Annotated in this window: 15 protein-coding genes; 5 read left to right on the top strand and 10 right to left on the bottom strand. The window is 60.9% G+C overall.

Annotated elements, in window-relative coordinates:
• Positions 1 to 31: 31 nt before the first annotated feature.
• The 10 genes from Q1A51_RS12835 to Q1A51_RS12790 all read right to left on the bottom strand — a co-directional run bounded on the left by Q1A51_RS12835 (position 32) and on the right by Q1A51_RS12790 (position 7,508).
• Positions 32 to 328 (bottom strand): chorismate mutase, encoded by a 297-nt coding sequence (locus Q1A51_RS12835; RefSeq protein ID WP_299208114.1) that lies wholly within the window; start codon positions 326 to 328, stop codon positions 32 to 34.
• A complete protein-coding gene (locus Q1A51_RS12830) occupies positions 321 to 923 on the bottom strand; it encodes a GNAT family N-acetyltransferase (protein ID WP_299599784.1) in 603 nt (200 codons plus the stop codon). The genes Q1A51_RS12835 and Q1A51_RS12830 overlap by 8 nt, the downstream gene beginning before the upstream one ends.
• Positions 923 to 1,486, bottom strand: a complete 564-nt coding sequence (locus tag Q1A51_RS12825) for a GNAT family N-acetyltransferase (RefSeq protein ID WP_299208118.1) — start codon at positions 1,484 to 1,486, stop codon at positions 923 to 925. The genes Q1A51_RS12830 and Q1A51_RS12825 overlap by 1 nt, the downstream gene beginning before the upstream one ends.
• The gene (locus Q1A51_RS12820) at positions 1,483 to 2,010 is read right to left on the bottom strand and encodes a GNAT family N-acetyltransferase (RefSeq protein WP_299599783.1); all 528 of its coding nucleotides are present in this window, start codon (positions 2,008 to 2,010) and stop codon (positions 1,483 to 1,485) included. The genes Q1A51_RS12825 and Q1A51_RS12820 overlap by 4 nt, the downstream gene beginning before the upstream one ends.
• Positions 2,007 to 2,528, bottom strand: coding sequence for a GNAT family N-acetyltransferase (locus Q1A51_RS12815; RefSeq protein WP_299599782.1), 522 nt, complete (start codon positions 2,526 to 2,528; stop codon positions 2,007 to 2,009). Before Q1A51_RS12815 ends, Q1A51_RS12820 begins: the two co-directional genes overlap by 4 nt.
• Positions 2,525 to 3,037, bottom strand: a complete 513-nt coding sequence (locus Q1A51_RS12810; protein ID WP_299599781.1) for a GNAT family N-acetyltransferase — start codon at positions 3,035 to 3,037, stop codon at positions 2,525 to 2,527. The genes Q1A51_RS12815 and Q1A51_RS12810 overlap by 4 nt, the downstream gene beginning before the upstream one ends.
• Positions 3,034 to 3,366, bottom strand: coding sequence for an NIPSNAP family protein (locus Q1A51_RS12805; RefSeq protein ID WP_299208125.1), 333 nt, complete (start codon positions 3,364 to 3,366; stop codon positions 3,034 to 3,036). Before Q1A51_RS12805 ends, Q1A51_RS12810 begins: the two co-directional genes overlap by 4 nt.
• Positions 3,363 to 4,862, bottom strand: a complete 1,500-nt coding sequence (ffh, locus tag Q1A51_RS12800; protein ID WP_299599780.1) for a signal recognition particle protein — start codon at positions 4,860 to 4,862, stop codon at positions 3,363 to 3,365. The genes Q1A51_RS12805 and ffh overlap by 4 nt, the downstream gene beginning before the upstream one ends.
• A 316-nt stretch (positions 4,863 to 5,178) precedes the next feature.
• Entirely contained in the window at positions 5,179 to 5,895 is a 717-nt protein-coding gene (locus tag Q1A51_RS12795; protein ID WP_299599779.1) for a response regulator transcription factor, read from the bottom strand.
• Entirely contained in the window at positions 5,892 to 7,508 is a 1,617-nt protein-coding gene (locus Q1A51_RS12790) for a HAMP domain-containing sensor histidine kinase (protein ID WP_299599778.1), read from the bottom strand. The genes Q1A51_RS12795 and Q1A51_RS12790 overlap by 4 nt, the downstream gene beginning before the upstream one ends.
• A gap of 287 nt (positions 7,509 to 7,795) precedes the next feature.
• Here Q1A51_RS12790 and Q1A51_RS12785 point away from each other — a divergent pair, with 287 nt between their 5' ends.
• From Q1A51_RS12785 to Q1A51_RS12765, 5 genes are read left to right on the top strand one after another with little or no spacing between them, the layout of a single operon-like run.
• A complete protein-coding gene (locus Q1A51_RS12785) occupies positions 7,796 to 9,052 on the top strand; it encodes a hypothetical protein (RefSeq protein ID WP_299599777.1) in 1,257 nt (418 codons plus the stop codon).
• Positions 9,053 to 9,082: 30 nt separating this feature from the next.
• Positions 9,083 to 10,324 carry a glycosyltransferase gene (locus Q1A51_RS12780; protein WP_299599776.1) on the top strand — a complete coding sequence of 414 codons (1,242 nt, stop codon included), beginning with the start codon at positions 9,083 to 9,085 and terminating at the stop codon, positions 10,322 to 10,324.
• A complete protein-coding gene (locus Q1A51_RS12775) occupies positions 10,324 to 11,472 on the top strand; it encodes a glycosyltransferase family 4 protein (RefSeq protein WP_299599775.1) in 1,149 nt (382 codons plus the stop codon). Before Q1A51_RS12780 ends, Q1A51_RS12775 begins: the two co-directional genes overlap by 1 nt.
• Positions 11,469 to 13,259: an ABC transporter ATP-binding protein gene (locus Q1A51_RS12770; RefSeq protein ID WP_299599774.1), complete on the top strand. Its 1,791-nt coding sequence runs from the start codon at positions 11,469 to 11,471 to the stop codon at positions 13,257 to 13,259. Before Q1A51_RS12775 ends, Q1A51_RS12770 begins: the two co-directional genes overlap by 4 nt.
• 16 nt (positions 13,260 to 13,275) lie before the next feature.
• Positions 13,276 to 15,384 (top strand): phosphotransferase, encoded by a 2,109-nt coding sequence (locus Q1A51_RS12765; protein WP_299599773.1) that lies wholly within the window; start codon positions 13,276 to 13,278, stop codon positions 15,382 to 15,384.
• Positions 15,385 to 15,569: the final 185 nt, after the last annotated feature.

The raw sequence follows: 15,569 nt of genomic DNA, 5'->3' as shown, positions 1-15,569 counted from the left end.
CCTTTGAATGGCGTTTCAGGCTACCAGCCTGTTATTCTTTAGCTTTCTTGTGGTGCTGAATGACTTCAGCGATGATGAAGTTCAGGAACTTCTTGGCGAATTCGGGGTCCAGATCGGCCCGGTTTGCCAAATCTTCGAGCCGAGCGATCTGCGCAGCTTCGCGCGTGGGATCGGAGGGCGGAAGGTCGTGTGTGGCCTTGAGTTTCCCCACGGCCTGCGTGTGTTTGAACCGCTCGCCCAGGGTGTAGACGAGGATCGCATCGAGCCGGTCGATGCTGGCGCGGTGGTCGGCCAGCACTTCGGCGGCCTTGGAAATGGCATCAGTCAAGCGCCCATCCTTTCGGTTTGAACATCGGGTCGGCGTAGTGGCCGATTTCCATTTCGATCCCGTGCGCGAGTTGCGTACCATCAAGCGCTGCGGGTGTGGGGTGGCGGTAGACGGCGTCGGAGCCGTCGATGGTTTGCGCGTCCTTGTCTTTGACCGCGCCCAACCGTTCGGCCAGCCGGATGCTGTCGAGGTTCATCGGGTCGATATAGCTGACCGCGCCGTCCCAGCCGCCCGCGTAGTAGTGCGCGCGTACGGCATGTGTGGCTTCAAGCGCATAGCCCTTGCCCGCCTTGTCGGGCCAGATGATCCAGGCGATTTCCCGTTCGGGCCAGCCTGCGGGCTGCCAGCCTCCGGCCATGCCATAGGTGTCATCCGTATCCTTGTCGTGGATCATCCACATGCCGAAGCCGCGGATGTCCCAGTGCCCGATTTCGGCGGCATAGAGCATCCATGCCTCGTAGGGGTTCAGCGGCCCGCCCATGAAGCGGGAGCGGTAGGAGGCGAAGGTCGCCTTGAAGTTCGGGTAATCCTGCGGTTGCGGGCCGCGCAGGACGAGCCGCCTGGTTTCGATGGTTGGGATGGCGGTGTGGGGCATCACATCACCTCTCGCACGTAACGATAGATCAGGCTTGTTTCGCCATCTTCCGTGATCTCGCCATCGGGCAGGCCGCCGAGGCGTTGCGCCAGCTTGATCGAGCGCGCGTTCGCGGGGTCGATGTAGCTGACCAGTGTGGACCAACCGAGTGTATCGAAGGCGTGGGTGAGGGCAGCTTGGGCAGCTTCAAAACCGATGCCCATGCCTTCGGCTTTTTCGGTGAGCATAAAGCCCAGTTCGGGTTCCTGATCGCCCGCTTCAAACCCCAGCAAGACAAAGCCGGAAATGTCGCCGGCATGGCCGATGGTCCAGAGACCGTGTCCGTGCAAGAGCCACGTGGAGGTCATCTGGGAGAAGTCGGTCCATGCGTCTTCGCGGCTCATCGGGCCGCCGATGTGCTCGCCACGGCCCGAGCAAGCGATCTGCGCATATGTGTCGAAATCGGTCACGCGGGGCGCGCGCAGCAGCAGCCGGTCGGTCGACAGCGTGGGCAGATGGCCTTGCAGCGCGATGGCAAACAGGGCTGCTGGCCCGTTGCGCGGTGTTTCGCAGGGAAGGGTCATGCCCGCCCCTCCAGTCCCGGGTGGCGCCACAGCTGCATGGGGCCGTGGCGTTCGTGGGTGAAATCGCTGTCATACGTGGCGCCCATGCGTTCAGCCACGCGGCGCGACCCTTCGTTGTCAATTGCGATCAGGCTGGTGAGTGTCGTCCATCCCAGCGTGTCATAGGCGTAGTCGCGCGCTGCGATTGCGGCTTCGGTCGCATAGCCTTTGCCCGTTGCGCCATCAAACAGGTCCCAACCCAGTTCGCGTTCGGGGAAGCCTTCCGGGTGCCAGAGACCAACGATGCCTACCGGGGTGTTTGTTGTTTTTTCGATAAGGGTCCAGCGGCCAAAGCCGCGCAGGACCCAATGGCCTGCTTCGAGGGCCAGTGCGCGCCAGCTGAGCTCGCGGCTTTGCGGTCCGCCGACGAAACTGGAACGAGGCGAGGCATAGAATGCGGCCAGCGCATCAAAGTCCGACAGCTCGGGCGCACGCAGGATCAGGCGCTCGGTCTCGAGCGTGGGGGCGGAGAACGTGACGGTCATGCCGCGGGCCTCGGGTGGCGGTAGACATAGGCTTCTTTGCCCGGCTCTTCGGCTTTGTCATCGCGAACAGCACCCAAACGTTCTGCAAGGGCGACGGAGGCGTCGTTGCCGTGGGCGATGTAGCTGACGATCGTGTCCCAGTTCAGGGTGTTCCATGCATGGTCGATACAGGCTGTGGCCGCTTCGAATGCAATGCCTTTGCCTTCGTGCTTGGCGTCGAAGAGGACCCAGCCGACTTCTTTTTCGGGCCACGTGTTCGGATACCAATGGCCGACGATGCCAAGGGGCGTGTCGTCATTGTGGTATGTCACGACGAACATTCCAAAGCCGTTCATCACCCAATGGCCGATTTCGGTGCAGAAGAAATCCCATCCTCGGCGGTCGTCTTTCGGGCCACCCACGTATTTGGCGCGGTCGGTTTTGTAGAACGCTATGAATGTCTCGGCGTCTTGTGGTTGCGGGGCGCGCAGGGTTAGCCGTTCAGTTGTGAGGACGGGGGTGCCGGTGAGGGTGATCATGCGGCCCTCCGGTGACGGAAGACCGCCGTTTCTGCGGGCGTTTCGCCGTCGGGTAGGGGTGCGTTTGCGTCAAGCGTCGCGCCTAGCTTGGTCGCGAGCGCTTCGGAGCGGGTGTTGCCGGGTGTGATGTAGCTGACGACGCTTTGCGCGTCGGTGTTGGCCCAGTACCAGTTCAGGGCGGCGCGGGCGGCTTCGGTGGCAAACCCTTTGCCTTCTGCTGCTGCCGTCAGGGTCCAGCCCAGTTCCGGTTCAGGGAAGCGGTCAGGGTGCGAGATGCCGACGTCGCCCATGAATGCGCCGGTTGTGCGGTCGGTGATCATCCACACGCCAAAGCCGTCCAGCGGCCAGCCGGCAAGGTTCATGGCAAAGAGCCGCCACGCGGCGGCGCGGTCAAAGGGGCCACCCATGAACACGGCGCGGTCCGAGGCGAGCATGTCTGCGAACGCGTCGAAATCGTCGCGCCGCGCGCCGCGCAGGATCAGCCGGTCTGTGGTGACGGTCGGGATCATAGGCCCAGTTCCTCGACCGTTGCGCCTTTGAGCAGGGGCTTGGTGAAGGAGCGGTCGTATCGGCGGATGCACTTGGCTTCTGTCGCGAATTTGTAGGCCTTGAGACAATCGGGATCGTCCCACATGGCCGCGCGGTAGGCTTCGTAGTCGGCAAGCGAGGCAAAGGAAAAGTGGCAATAGGCGATGTCGTTCGGGCCCTCATAGGGCATGTGATAGCCGTGATGGGTGCCGCCCATTTCCGGGATCTTCTTCAGCCAGAACCGCGCATAGATCTCGAAGGCGTCGAGCTTGTCGGGGTCAATTTCGTATCGGACGGTGCAGGAGATCATTTCTTCTTCCCAAACCCGCTGAGACCCGGGGGCAGGGGCATGCCGCCGCCAAGGCCCGGCAGACCGCCGGGCATCTTGCCGCCAAGCTGTTTGGCCGCGGCCTCAAGCTGGGCTTGGTCCATGTTGCCCATGTCGGGCATGCCGCCGCCTTTGCCCATCATGGCCTGCATGGCTTTTTTCATCATGCCGCCTTTGCCCTTGCCGAGCTTTTTCATCATGTCGGACATCTGGCGGTGCATCTTGAGCAGCTTGTTGAGGTCGCTGACCTGCATGCCTGAGCCTGCAGCGATGCGTTTCTTGCGGGACGCTTGCAGGATTTGCGGCGCGGCGCGTTCCTTTTTCGTCATGGACTGGATCATGGCGATCTGCTGCTTGAGGATCTTGTCGTCAAAGCCCGCGTCCTGCACCTGTTTGGCCATTTTACCCATGCCGGGCATCATGCCCATCATGCCTTCCATGCCGCCCATCTTGATCATCTGTTCAAGCTGCATCTTCAGGTCGTTCATGTTGAACTGACCCTTGGCCATGCGCTTCATCATCTTTTCGGCTTGTTCAGCCTCGATGGTTTCCTGCGCTTTTTCGACGAGGGACACGATGTCGCCCATGCCGAGAATGCGGCCCGCGATGCGTTCCGGCTCGAAGGTTTCGAGCGCGTCCATCTTTTCGCCCAGACCCACAAACTTGATGGGCTTGCCGGTGACGGCGCGCATCGACAGGGCGGCACCACCGCGCCCGTCACCGTCCATCCGCGTCAGGACCACGCCCGAGATGCCGATGCGGTCGTCGAAGTTCTGGGCGGTGTTGACGGCGTCCTGGCCCGTCAGGCCATCGACCACGAGGATGGTTTCGCGTGGCGTCGCGACGTCGCGGACCTGTTCGACCTGCGTCATCAACTCTTCGTCGATGGAGAGGCGACCGGCGGTGTCGAGCATGTAGACGTCGTAGCCGCCCATGCTGGCCTGGGTCTTGGCCCGTTTGGCGATCTGGACGGGGTTCTCACCCTTGACGATGGGCAGGGTGTCGACGCCGATCTGCGCGCCGAGGATTGACAGCTGTTCCATGGCCGCCGGGCGGTTCACGTCGAGCGATGCCATGAGTACGCGTTTGCCGTCGCGTTCGGTGAGCCGTTTGGCCAGCTTGGCGGTCGTCGTGGTTTTACCGCCGCCCTGCAGGCCGACCATCAGGATCGGGGCCGGGGGGCTGTCGATCTTGAGCGCGCCGGGATCACCTTCGCCCTTGAGGGTGTCGATCAGCGCGTCATGCACGATCTTGACGACCTGTTGGCCGGGGGTGACCGATTTGGTGACGGCCTGACCTGTTGCCTGTTCCTGTACGGCCTTGACGAAATCGCGTGCGACGGGCAGCGATACGTCGGCTTCCAGCAGGGCCACGCGCACCTCGCGCAGGGCGGTTTTGACGTCTTCCTCGGACAGCGCGCCCTGTTTGGTCAGCCGGTCGAAGACACCGGAGAGGCGTTCGGAGAGATTTTCAAACATGGGCCTTCATCCTTTCGACCGTTGACATTTGCCTGACAGGTAAGTGCAGGCGGTGCAGACCCCAAGGAAATGATCCAAACGAAAAGCACCCCCGTGGGCGCAACGCGCTGACGGAGGGCGATCCCGGGACATCCCAAGGGACCGGAAGTTCTACGCTTCCGGGTTGCTGGCGGGCCTATGTCACTGTCGAACGTGAGTCAAGAGTTGTGGCCGGATATGGGTAGAAGGCCTGCTTCGCGGTACACAGCCGCCATAGGAGTTGCCCATCAGGACGACCGCTTCTGTTGTTGCGTCGATTTGAGAGATGGCTGTTCACCTATTGCGAACTTTGCTCCAGCGCGTCGCTCTCAATCTCCAAGACATATCCGAACCCGCGGACGTTCCGCAGAACCACATCTTTTGTTGCACGCAACAACTTGCGTCGCAGATACAAAATATAGACCTCGACAACGTTGGTTTGGGGATCAAAATCATACCCCCACACAGCGTTGAGGAGTTCCATCCGGTCGACAGGACGATCCGTGTGCTGCATCAGATGCGCCAGCAATGAAAACTCTGTCGCTGTAAGCTCAATGGGCGCATCGTCGACCGTCACTTTTTTGCGCGCACGGTCAAGACACAGCGGCCCAATGCGGAGTTCTTCGTCTTGAGCGCCAGCAGTGCGGTCCGCCCGCCGCAATAGGGTTTCGACACGCATGGCCATTTCCGCGAACGCAAAGGGCTTGGTCAGATAATCATCAGCACCCGCTTCAAGGCCTTCGAGCTTGTCCTCTAGCGCGTCCTGCGCCGTGATCATGAATACCAGGACGTCATCGCCCGCCTGGCGCAATGAACGACACAATTCAGCCCCCTCGGCGTCGGGCAACAGCCGGTCGAGTATGACAAGAGAGTAATCCCCGTCTTTTAGCCGCTGCACAAATTCCGCGCCGGAGTGTGTTACATCAACAACGTGCCCGCGCCGACGCAGAGTGTCGGCAATCATCTCGCTGATCTCGGGATCGTCCTCGACGACCAGAATGCGCGCGGTGCTCACGGCGTTGTCCCTGCTGCAGTCATACCTTCCGCATCAAATGGCATGTCCAATCGCACCGTCGCGCCACCCTCGCTATGGTTTTCAATGCTGATGGTACCGTCATGCTGTTCCATGATCCAACGGGCGATGGCCAGACCCAGCCCGCTGCCGCGTGCTGACTTGCCGCTGCGCACGGGTCCACGCCAGAAACGGCTGAACGCGTGTTCGGTTTCTTCGACGACAAACCCAGGTCCACGATCAGATACCCTGACCACGGCCCGATCTTTTTCGCAGGTCAGATCCACGTGCACCACACTTCCTGGAGGTGCGATACGAACAGCATTGTCCAACGGAATAAGGATGGCTTGCCGCAACCGCTCGGCATCGCCCTGAACAACGACCGGTTCGGTTGGTTGGTGTGGTCGTATGGCGATGTCCTTACGACGGGACAGTTCCTGGCTGTCCAGCAGAGTGTCGGCCAGAACGTCCTGCATATTGATGCGCAGCCTTTCTATGGGGATGGCTCCGGCTTCGCTGCGGGCCACGAACAACATATCTTCGACCAAGCGGCTCATCTGCTCGGCCTTGACCCGGACGCGTTCCAATGCCGCACGCATGTCTGCGGCTGTCGCGTCCGGGTCGCTCAGCGCTATCTCGGCCTTGCCACGCACGACCGTCAGAGGCGTGCGTAGTTCGTGGCTCAAATCTGCAAGGACACGCGCGCGCCCTTCCGCAAGGTCTTTTTGCCGCGCCGCGGCGTCTTCCAGTTCGATTGTACGGGCCGCCACCTCTGCCTCCAGACCAGATTTTGCGGACAGCAGGGCATTCCGCTGCTGCGCGATCTTGTCCGTCATGGCGTTGAATTGATCGGCCAGGCGACCAAGCTCGTCCCTTTGCGTGATTTCAACGCGGTAGCTGAGGTCACCATTTGCCACCGCATCCGTGCCCTTCGACAGGGCATCAACCGGCCGCAGAACACTTCGAAAGAAGAAAACACCGAGAATAATGACAAGTAGGGCCATCACTGCAACGAGGCCATAGGCGGCGGCGCGCATGCGTTCGATCAGGACGTCCATGGAGGCTATCGCGCCGCCGACCTCCCGGATTTCTCGCGTGACGATTGTCGCCAAAAGGTGATCGAGCGCGTCATCCAGGCGTTTCTCGACATCTTCACGATAGATCCTTCGGGCCGTTTCCTCGTCCCGATTGACCAGAGCGGTACCGATCTGAATGCGCTTTTCTTCGATTTTTTCGACAATTGTGCGCAGCTCGGCCATGACCTTCAGTTCGGCCTCCTCGTCGACCAACTCTTCAAAGTCCCGAATGCGCACAAGCGCTTCGATCTCTGCATGGATGGAGGCTTCCATGGTCTGGATCGCTCCAAGCAGGACATCGTGCGCGGCTTCAACCTCCGACGGTTCGGGGCCAAGGGTCAGAAGTTCGGCAATCTGCTCCGAATAATCGTTTGCCGCGCTCTCCATTGTTTTGACCGCCAAGGTCTGATCGTACGACGCGCGCATCTCTCGCAAGGCTGCGTCGTTGATGCGCAAAAAGACAAGAAGGCTGAGCGCTACGATTCCGGTCAACAGAACGACCAATGCAAGGCTCAGAACGATCTTTGTCCCGAACCTCATGTTCAATGGGCGTTCACGGTTGGTCAGAAATTCACCGGATGCGGCGTGCGATGTGCTGGTTTTGGTCAACATACCCCTAAATACGGCCAAAAGCCGCCAAAACCACCGCCTTCCGGGTTCTCTTAGTGAATTCTAATTTTACGAGGCGGCGGGGGGCGCCTAGCTATCTCTATGAAAGTTTTGTGACAGGAGATGCAGCGAGGATCGCGCTTTGAAGGGTATTTGCGCACCTTTATCTTTGGCTGCAAACGGGGCGTAACCCCATGGTTTTTTGGAAGGATTTTGGCATGCCGCGAACAATCACATCTTCGGCCAAGCGTGCGCCGCGGATCATGCTCTATTCGCATGATACGTTGGGCTACGGACATCTCCGCCGCAACTTGTTGATTGCAAGTGCTCTGTCGGAACTGGATCTGGAACCCGAGATCCTGTTGATCGGTGGCATGCGAGAGGCGGGTGCCTTTGCCCTTCCGCCGCGCACCGATTGCGTGACGCTTCCCGCCTACGCCAAACAGAGCGATGGCAGCTACAGGCCACGAGAGCTTGGAGATGATGTTGGGCGGCTGGCCCGGATGCGCAGTCGTATCATCAAGAGCGTTGCCGCGGGTTTTGACCCCGATCTGATGATTGTCGACAATGTGCCGCGCGGTGCGCAGTTTGAACTGGACAGCACCCTTGCGGCCTTGTCGCGCGAGGGGCGCTGCCGCATTGTGCTGGGCCTGCGCGATGTGATTGACGATAGTCGGGTGGTGCGGCGCCAGTGGTTGCGGCAGCGCAATTTCGAGACAGTGCGTAAGTTCTATGACCAGGTCTGGATCTATGGCGATCCACAACTCTATGACATTCTGAACGATTGTGGCATGGGCGAGAGGTTCGCGGGGCGCGCGCGCTATCTGGGCCTTCTTGATCCTTCTGGGCGCCGCGAAACCAAGCAGGCGGCAATTGATCGAGACACTATCGCCGGCAGCGACCCGCGTCCTTACGTGTTCTGCGCGGTGGGTGGCGGGCGCGATGGTGCGGATCTGTGCGAAGCGTTTGTCCGAGCGCCGATGCCGCCCGGGCATCGCGGTGTCCTCGTGACCGGGACACAGATGCCAGAGACACTTCGGAACGGCGTTTTGCAACATGCGGCGGCGCGCGATGATATGACCGTGCTGCCCTTCGTGCGCGAGCCCATTGCAGCGATGGCAGGAGCGGCCCGCCTGGTTGGCATGGGTGGTTACAACACCACAATGGAATTTCTGACACTCGATGCGCCATCCCTGATCGTCCCGCGTTGCACCCCACGGCGAGAGCAGGTGATGCGCACCACACGGCTGGCAGCGCGCGGTCTGGTTTCGATGCTTTTGCCTGAGGACCTGTCCCCAACATCCCTTGGAGATTGGCTCGTTCATCCTGCGCCACAGCGCGGAGCAGCGCCAGACATGAACGGACTGATCAGGGCCCAGGAAATGGTCCGAGCGATATTGACCGATGAACCAACGGATGCAGCCATCCAGCGCAACCACAAACCCGGACCAGAGCGGTTTGTCTCGGCTGCCTGAAGCCACAACCTCGGAGAAAGGATCAATGCCATGTCATCGACATCGAACTATCCGCCCACATCACGCGTCGGATATGTGCTGAAACGCTATCCGCGGTACTCTGAAACATTCATCGTGAATGAAATTCTGGCGCATGAAGCTGTGGGGCAAGAAATCGAAATCTTCGCTTTACGCCCTGTTGAGGAAACACATTTTCAGGATCAACTCGGTCAGGTGCGCGCGCCGGTGACCCGCTTGCGTGACAAGTTTTCCGGACCCGAGCCGTTCTGGCAGCGTCTGTCTGCGGCATGTGAGGAGCGGCCAGCCGCGTTGAATGTATTGTCCGAGATCGACGGGATTGTATCGGGTCAGGATGTTGCGCAGGCGCTTGATCTGGCGGTTGAGGTTCAACAGCGTGGTGTCACCCATCTGCACGCCCATTTCGGAACCGTGGCCACCTCGGTTGCGCGGCTGGCCGCTGCGATGGCCGGGATCGGGTATTCCTTCACGGCCCATGCAAAGGACATATACCACGACTACAACGCTCCTCAGCATCTCGACCTCAAGTTCAGGGATGCGGACATGGCTGTCACCGTATCCGACTATAACCTTAGATATCTGAGGGACACCTTTGCCGCGCCCCGTGCCGTGCGGGTCTATAACGGCTTGGATCTTGATCGGTTTTCCTGGACAGCGCCTGAACCGCAGGCGCAGGAAATCCTTGCCGTTGGCCGGTTGGTTGAGAAAAAGGGGTTCCATGTTCTGGTCGAGGCACTGCGCATGATGCGCAGTGAGGGTCGGAACGTGACCTGCCGCATCGTTGGCGCGGGTGATGAAGAAGAGCACCTGCGTGCCCAGATCGCAGAGTCCGATTTGGCCCATTGCGTGCAGCTTGAGGGGCCGCGTCCACAAGCCGGGGTGATCAGCCTGATGCGAAACGCGGCCGTTCTGGCCTGCCCCTGCGTCGTTGGCTCGGATGGCAATCGCGATGGCTTGCCGACAGTTCTGCTTGAGGCGATGGCCGTCGGTCTGCCCGTTGTCTCAACCGACGTCGTTGGCATCCCTGAACTCGTCCGCGATGGGGAAACCGGATTGCTGGTTGCCGAGGGTGATCCCGAAGCACTTGCCGCGGCTTTGGCGCGGATGCTCGACGATGTCAGCTTGCGCCAGAGCGTGTCGCAGCAAGCCCGCGTTTTGATTGAACGCGATTTCGACATCGCCAACAGCGCCGGTGCCCTGCGCGCGATCTTTGCCAAGTCGATCGCACGGCGGAACCGCAAGAAGGTGGCCTGATGCACATTGCCTATGTCTGCACCGATCCAGGCATTCCGGTCTGGGGGGCCAAGGGCGCGTCGATCCACGTTCAGGAAATGCTGCGCGCATTCTTGAAACGGGACGCCAAGGTCACACTTTTGACGCCGCGCACCGAGGGCGCGCCGCCGTCCGATCTGGCTGGCGTTGAGCTGCATCCTCTGCCACCCGCGCCAAAAGGCGATGCCGAAAGCCGTGCGCGTGCGCTTCTGGCTACAAACGACACGTTGGCCAACGCGCTGGATATGCTGCAGCCCGATCTCGTTTACGAACGGCATGCGTTGATGTCCTGCGCGGCCATGGAGTGGTCCGCGCGAAATGACCGGCCCGGGGTGCTTGAGGTCAATGCACCCCTCATCGCCGAACAAGCGGCGCATCGGCAATTGGCCCTGCCAGAGCAAGCGGAAACTGCTGCCCAGCGGTCCACACAGGCGGCCCGACTGTCGTGTGCGGTCACGGAACCTGTCGCGCAATATGTGCGGGACATGGGCGGGACGGATGTGATCGTGGTGCCGAACGCAGTGAACCCCGCACGCTTTCCCGCGCCAAGGCCCCGGCCAGAGCGACCGTTTACGGTGGGTTTCCTCGGGTCGATGAAACCTTGGCACGGCTTGAACACTCTGGTTCAGGCCTTTGCCCAGCTTCGGCACGTCGTGCCGGATGCAAGGCTGCTGATTGTCGGGGATGGTCCGGAGCGGGCGCAGATCGAGGTGCAAGTCAGGGAGTATGGTCTGTCAGGTGCCACAGAGATCACGGGGCTGTTGCCTGCCGCAGATGTGCCCTCGGCGCTGGCGCGGATGGACGTCGGGACTGCACCCTATCACGCGATGGAGGATTTCTATTTCTCGCCTCTCAAAATCTACGAATACATGGCTGCCGCGTTGCCGGTTGTCACCACTCACACGGGCGATCTGGCACTGCTTGTGACCGACACTGAAACCGGTCTGATAACGCCACCCGGGGATGCCTATGGGTTGACCCAAGCTCTGGCCCAGCTGGCGGCTGATTTGCCCTGGGCGCAAGCCATGGGCAAGGCTGCGCGTGCCCATGTTCTGGCGCATCACACATGGGATGCCACCGCGGATCATATCCTGACCCGCGCGCTGGATGGCAAAGCGCGGGCGGCATGAGCAAAGCATCTGAAACCTCGGAAGCGGGCCTCGGGCTTGGCGCCGTATTGCGGCGGTTTCGCCCGTATATGCGCGGTCATGTGTTGGCTTTGTGTGGCGCGGTTTGTGCGCTTGTCCTGTCGACCTTGATGCGGTTGGCCGAACCTTGGCCGCTCAAATTTGTCATTGATGCAGTCGTCCCCGTGCCGGGTGCGAACGCACCGGCGGCGACATTGATCGATCCGATGCTGCTGCTTGCGCTGTGTGCCGGGGGACTGTTGCTTGCTGTCCTTCTGCGTGCGGGCTTTCACTATCTTGCAACGATTGTTTTCGCCGTAGTGGGCAACCGAATGCTGACGCGCGTGCGTGCGGACCTGTTCCGGCATCTTCAGTCTTTGTCCATCGGATTTCACACCAAGTCGCGGACCGGCGATCTGACCATACGGCTGGTGAGCGATGTTGGCATGTTGAAGGATGCCATGGTCACAGCGGCCATGCCGCTTCTGGCCAATATCCTGATCTTTGGCGGTATGGTCGGCGTTATGCTCTGGCTCGACTGGCGGCTGGCCCTTGTTGCATTGGCCCCGCTGCCCCTGCTGTGGGTGCTGTCGCGATTGCTGACTGTCCGCATCCGCAAGGTCAGCCGGACGCAACGCAAGCGGCAGGGGGCCCTGGCTGCCACGTCGTCCGAGGCGCTGGCCGGAATCGCTTCTGTTCAGACGCTTGGATTGGAAGAGCACATGAACAAGGCGTTTTCGGGCGCGAACGAAAAGGAAATGCGCGAGGGCGTCAAGGGCGCGCGCCTTACCGCACGGTTGGAGCGGTCGGTCGATGTGCTGGCGGGGTTGGGCCTTGTCGCAGTGCTTTACTACGGAACTTTGCAGGTTCTTGATGCGCGGATCACGCCCGGGGATCTGTTGATCTTTGTCAGTTACCTCAAGCACACATTTCGGCCCGTCCGAGGCTACGCGAAGTACGCCGCGCGCCTGGCAAAGGCCTTGGCCGCCGCAGAGCGGGTTGTCGATCTGCTGGATCGCGAAGACGCTGTGCGCGACAGGCCCGATGCGCGCCCCGCCCCGTCCGATCTGGGCGGCAAACTCGGTTTCGAAAACGTGCACTTTGCTCACCAAGACGGCGCAAAAGTTTTTGATGGGCTTAACCTGACCGTCAACGAAGGAGAGCGCGTCGCGGTGATCGGGCCATCGGGCGCGGGCAAGTCGACGCTTGCAGCGCTCGCCTTGCGTCTTCACGACGTGCAGGACGGGCGTATCACGCTTGATGACACAGACATTCGTGATCTCACGCTGCAATCATTGCGATCCAAGGTTGCGTTTGTGCCGCAGGACCCCCTGATCATGTCAGGGACAGTCCGGGACAACCTTGCCCTTGGCCTTGATCGCGACCCAAATGACTCAGAGCTCGAAGACGCCGCACGTCGCGCTGTGCTGCATGACTTCATCATGTCGTTGCCCGATGGTTATGACACGATGCTGGCCGAACGCGGAGCGACCTTTTCGGGCGGCCAGCGCCAGCGTCTGTCACTCGCGCGGGCCTTCTTGCGCCGGACACCGGTTCTGATCCTTGATGAACCGACCACAGGGCTGGACCGTGAAAGCGCAGCGTCGGTGATTGCAGCGATTGATGCGGTATCTGAAGAGCGTACGACGCTGTTGATCACCCACGACCTCATACTTGCATCGCGGTTTGACCGTATCGCAACGATCTCGGGCGGCGGAGTGGCGGAAACTGGGGATGCATCCGCGTTGCGCGCGGCGGGCGGTTGGCTGGCCGCTGCCGAAGCAAGCTAGTCCGGAGTGACAAACTATGCCGTGGACAGTTGACTTGTCGCCCGTCGATGCAGCCCTGTGTGCGCAGGATCCAGATTTGCCCGGCCTTGGTGCGGTTCTGAACGCCGCGCCCCTCGCCAAAACACTCGGACTGGGTGAGCTGCGCCATAGCTACCTCAAGTACAAACCGGGGACGAATTGCGTCGCAGGGCTTGTCCCTAGGGACGGCAGTCTTGGGGCTTGGGCGGCGATGACGTACCCGCCTGTCCGCTGGCCGGATATCCGAAGCCGCCCAAAGTGGAACAAGAAAGCCCAGAAGGCGGTCTATTTCGATGACGCATTTACAGTGTTTGTTCCGCTGGCATTGGAAAGGCGTTTGCCCAACGCACGCAAATTGTCTGCCGAAAAGTCCCGTGCAGAACTACTGCACAGTCTTGGGCTTTCCCACCACACGCTCAAGATCCTCAGGTACAAGCCCGGGCGCCGGATCGTGTTGCGCGCCGATGGACCAAAGGGGTCACGCGCAGTGTTGAAGCTGCACGCAAGGCAGGCAGACTTCGACCGCGCTGTTGCCGGCGCTGTTTATGCCGAGACCATGGGCGGACCAGCGGTGATCGCAACCTCGCCGACCGACCTGGCAATCGCGACTGCATGGACACAAGGTCATGTGCTTTCGCCACTGTCCGAACCCCGTGATTTCGTCCTGGCGGGGGCAATGCTGGCGAGACATCACGCGGCGGGTGATCCAAAAAATCTGCCTGGGTTGAGCGCCCCCAAGCCGCACCGAACGGTCCGGGCCATAAGCAATCTTCAACCCAGCTTAAAAGCACGGGCACAGTACCTGGCCGAGCGGTTGCCCACGTTGGTGGCAGACGGCATGGTGGCGATTCACGGCGATTTTTCCGCGGATCAGGTGGTGCGGGAGACGTTCGGCACCGTGATCCTTGATTGGGACCGCGCCGCGTGTGGTCCCGCGGCGCGCGATCTGGGAAGTGCATTGGCAAGGCTTGACTTCGACGAGATCGGGGGCCCGCTGACTGAGGACGCGCGTAGGGCTTTGATTGAAGGCTATGCCGCTGTCCGACCACTTCCCAAGGGGGAGAGTATAATTGCACATCGCGCGCATGCTCTGTTCGCGCTTGCTGTCGAAGCGTTCCGCGACCGGAGGCCCGATTGGGACCGCCACCTTGGCGGTGTCCTCGACCGCGTTGAGCAGCTCTGTCAGACGTCTCAGATGCCGAAAGCACCAAGCGCACTGCCCAGTTTGTCCAGCGCGCTTGACCCTGAGCATGTGCACGCTGCTCTGGGCGCAAGGCCCGTGGAGGTTGCACTGGCAAGGCTCAAACCCGGGCGCCGCGCCTTGGTCCGATATGACATGCCGGACGGTAATGTCTTGTTGGGCAAGGTGCGCGCCAAGGGCATCGATCTTTACGCGCCCCGCATTCAGGCAAAACTGCGCTCGGCAGGGCTGGACGGAAGCGACGGGGTCGGTGTCCCGCCGGTGGCAGGCACAGCGGACAGCCTGGCGCTGTGGCTGCAGCAGGTCGTTCCCGGCCGCTCGCTTGGCGATATGTTGGATGATCCAAACTGCGATTGTTTGAACGCGATGCGAGGGACAGGGCGTGCGCTCGCCCGGCTGCATCTCACACCGGCTCAAACCGAACGGCGATGGACGCACGCAGATGAATTGGCTGTTTTGGAGAAGGCGCTGTTAGAAGTAGGTTACAAAGATATTCTGTCTCTTGCCAAAGCGCGACTTGCCCGACTTCCACCGGCGCCGGAAGTCGGGTTGCACCGTGATTTCTACTTCGACCAGGTCCTTGTCGGACCAGACACGGTCTGGTTGGTGGATCTGGATCTTTATGCACAGGGCGATGCCGCAATCGACCTTGGGAATTTCCTGGCTCACCTCGATGAGCTTGCCCTGCGGCGCGGCAACGATGCGGGACACTTTGATGCGCTCGAGGATGCCTTTCTGAGCGGGTATCGCCTCTCTGCGCCATTGCCGGATCCACGCCGCATTGGTTCGTTTCGCTGGATTTCTCTGGCGCGCCATATCGCTATTGCCACACGGTTTCCGGAACGCCGACACACAATTTCGGCTATAGGGACACTGTGTCGGAAAAAGCTGTCGGACGGCACTTAGGCGTCACCCGAGGAGTCTCGGGGGCGCGCGGCGCTCCGGATGCGACTTACAAGGCAATGACTTTGATCACTGAGGTTTCAGGCCGAACACATACGTTTTTGCCGTTGGCCTAATAACAGCGCAAACCGGACATCGGGACTCAAAGCAGTATCAATAGGGTTGGGCCCTCACCGGACCCAGACCGC

Origin of the sequence: uncultured Tateyamaria sp., from assembly GCF_947496075.1 — a bacterium.
Classification (GTDB): domain Bacteria; phylum Pseudomonadota; class Alphaproteobacteria; order Rhodobacterales; family Rhodobacteraceae; genus Tateyamaria.
The sequence above is the reverse complement of the archived record's forward strand: the minus strand, read 5'-3'. Positions and strand labels throughout refer to the sequence as shown.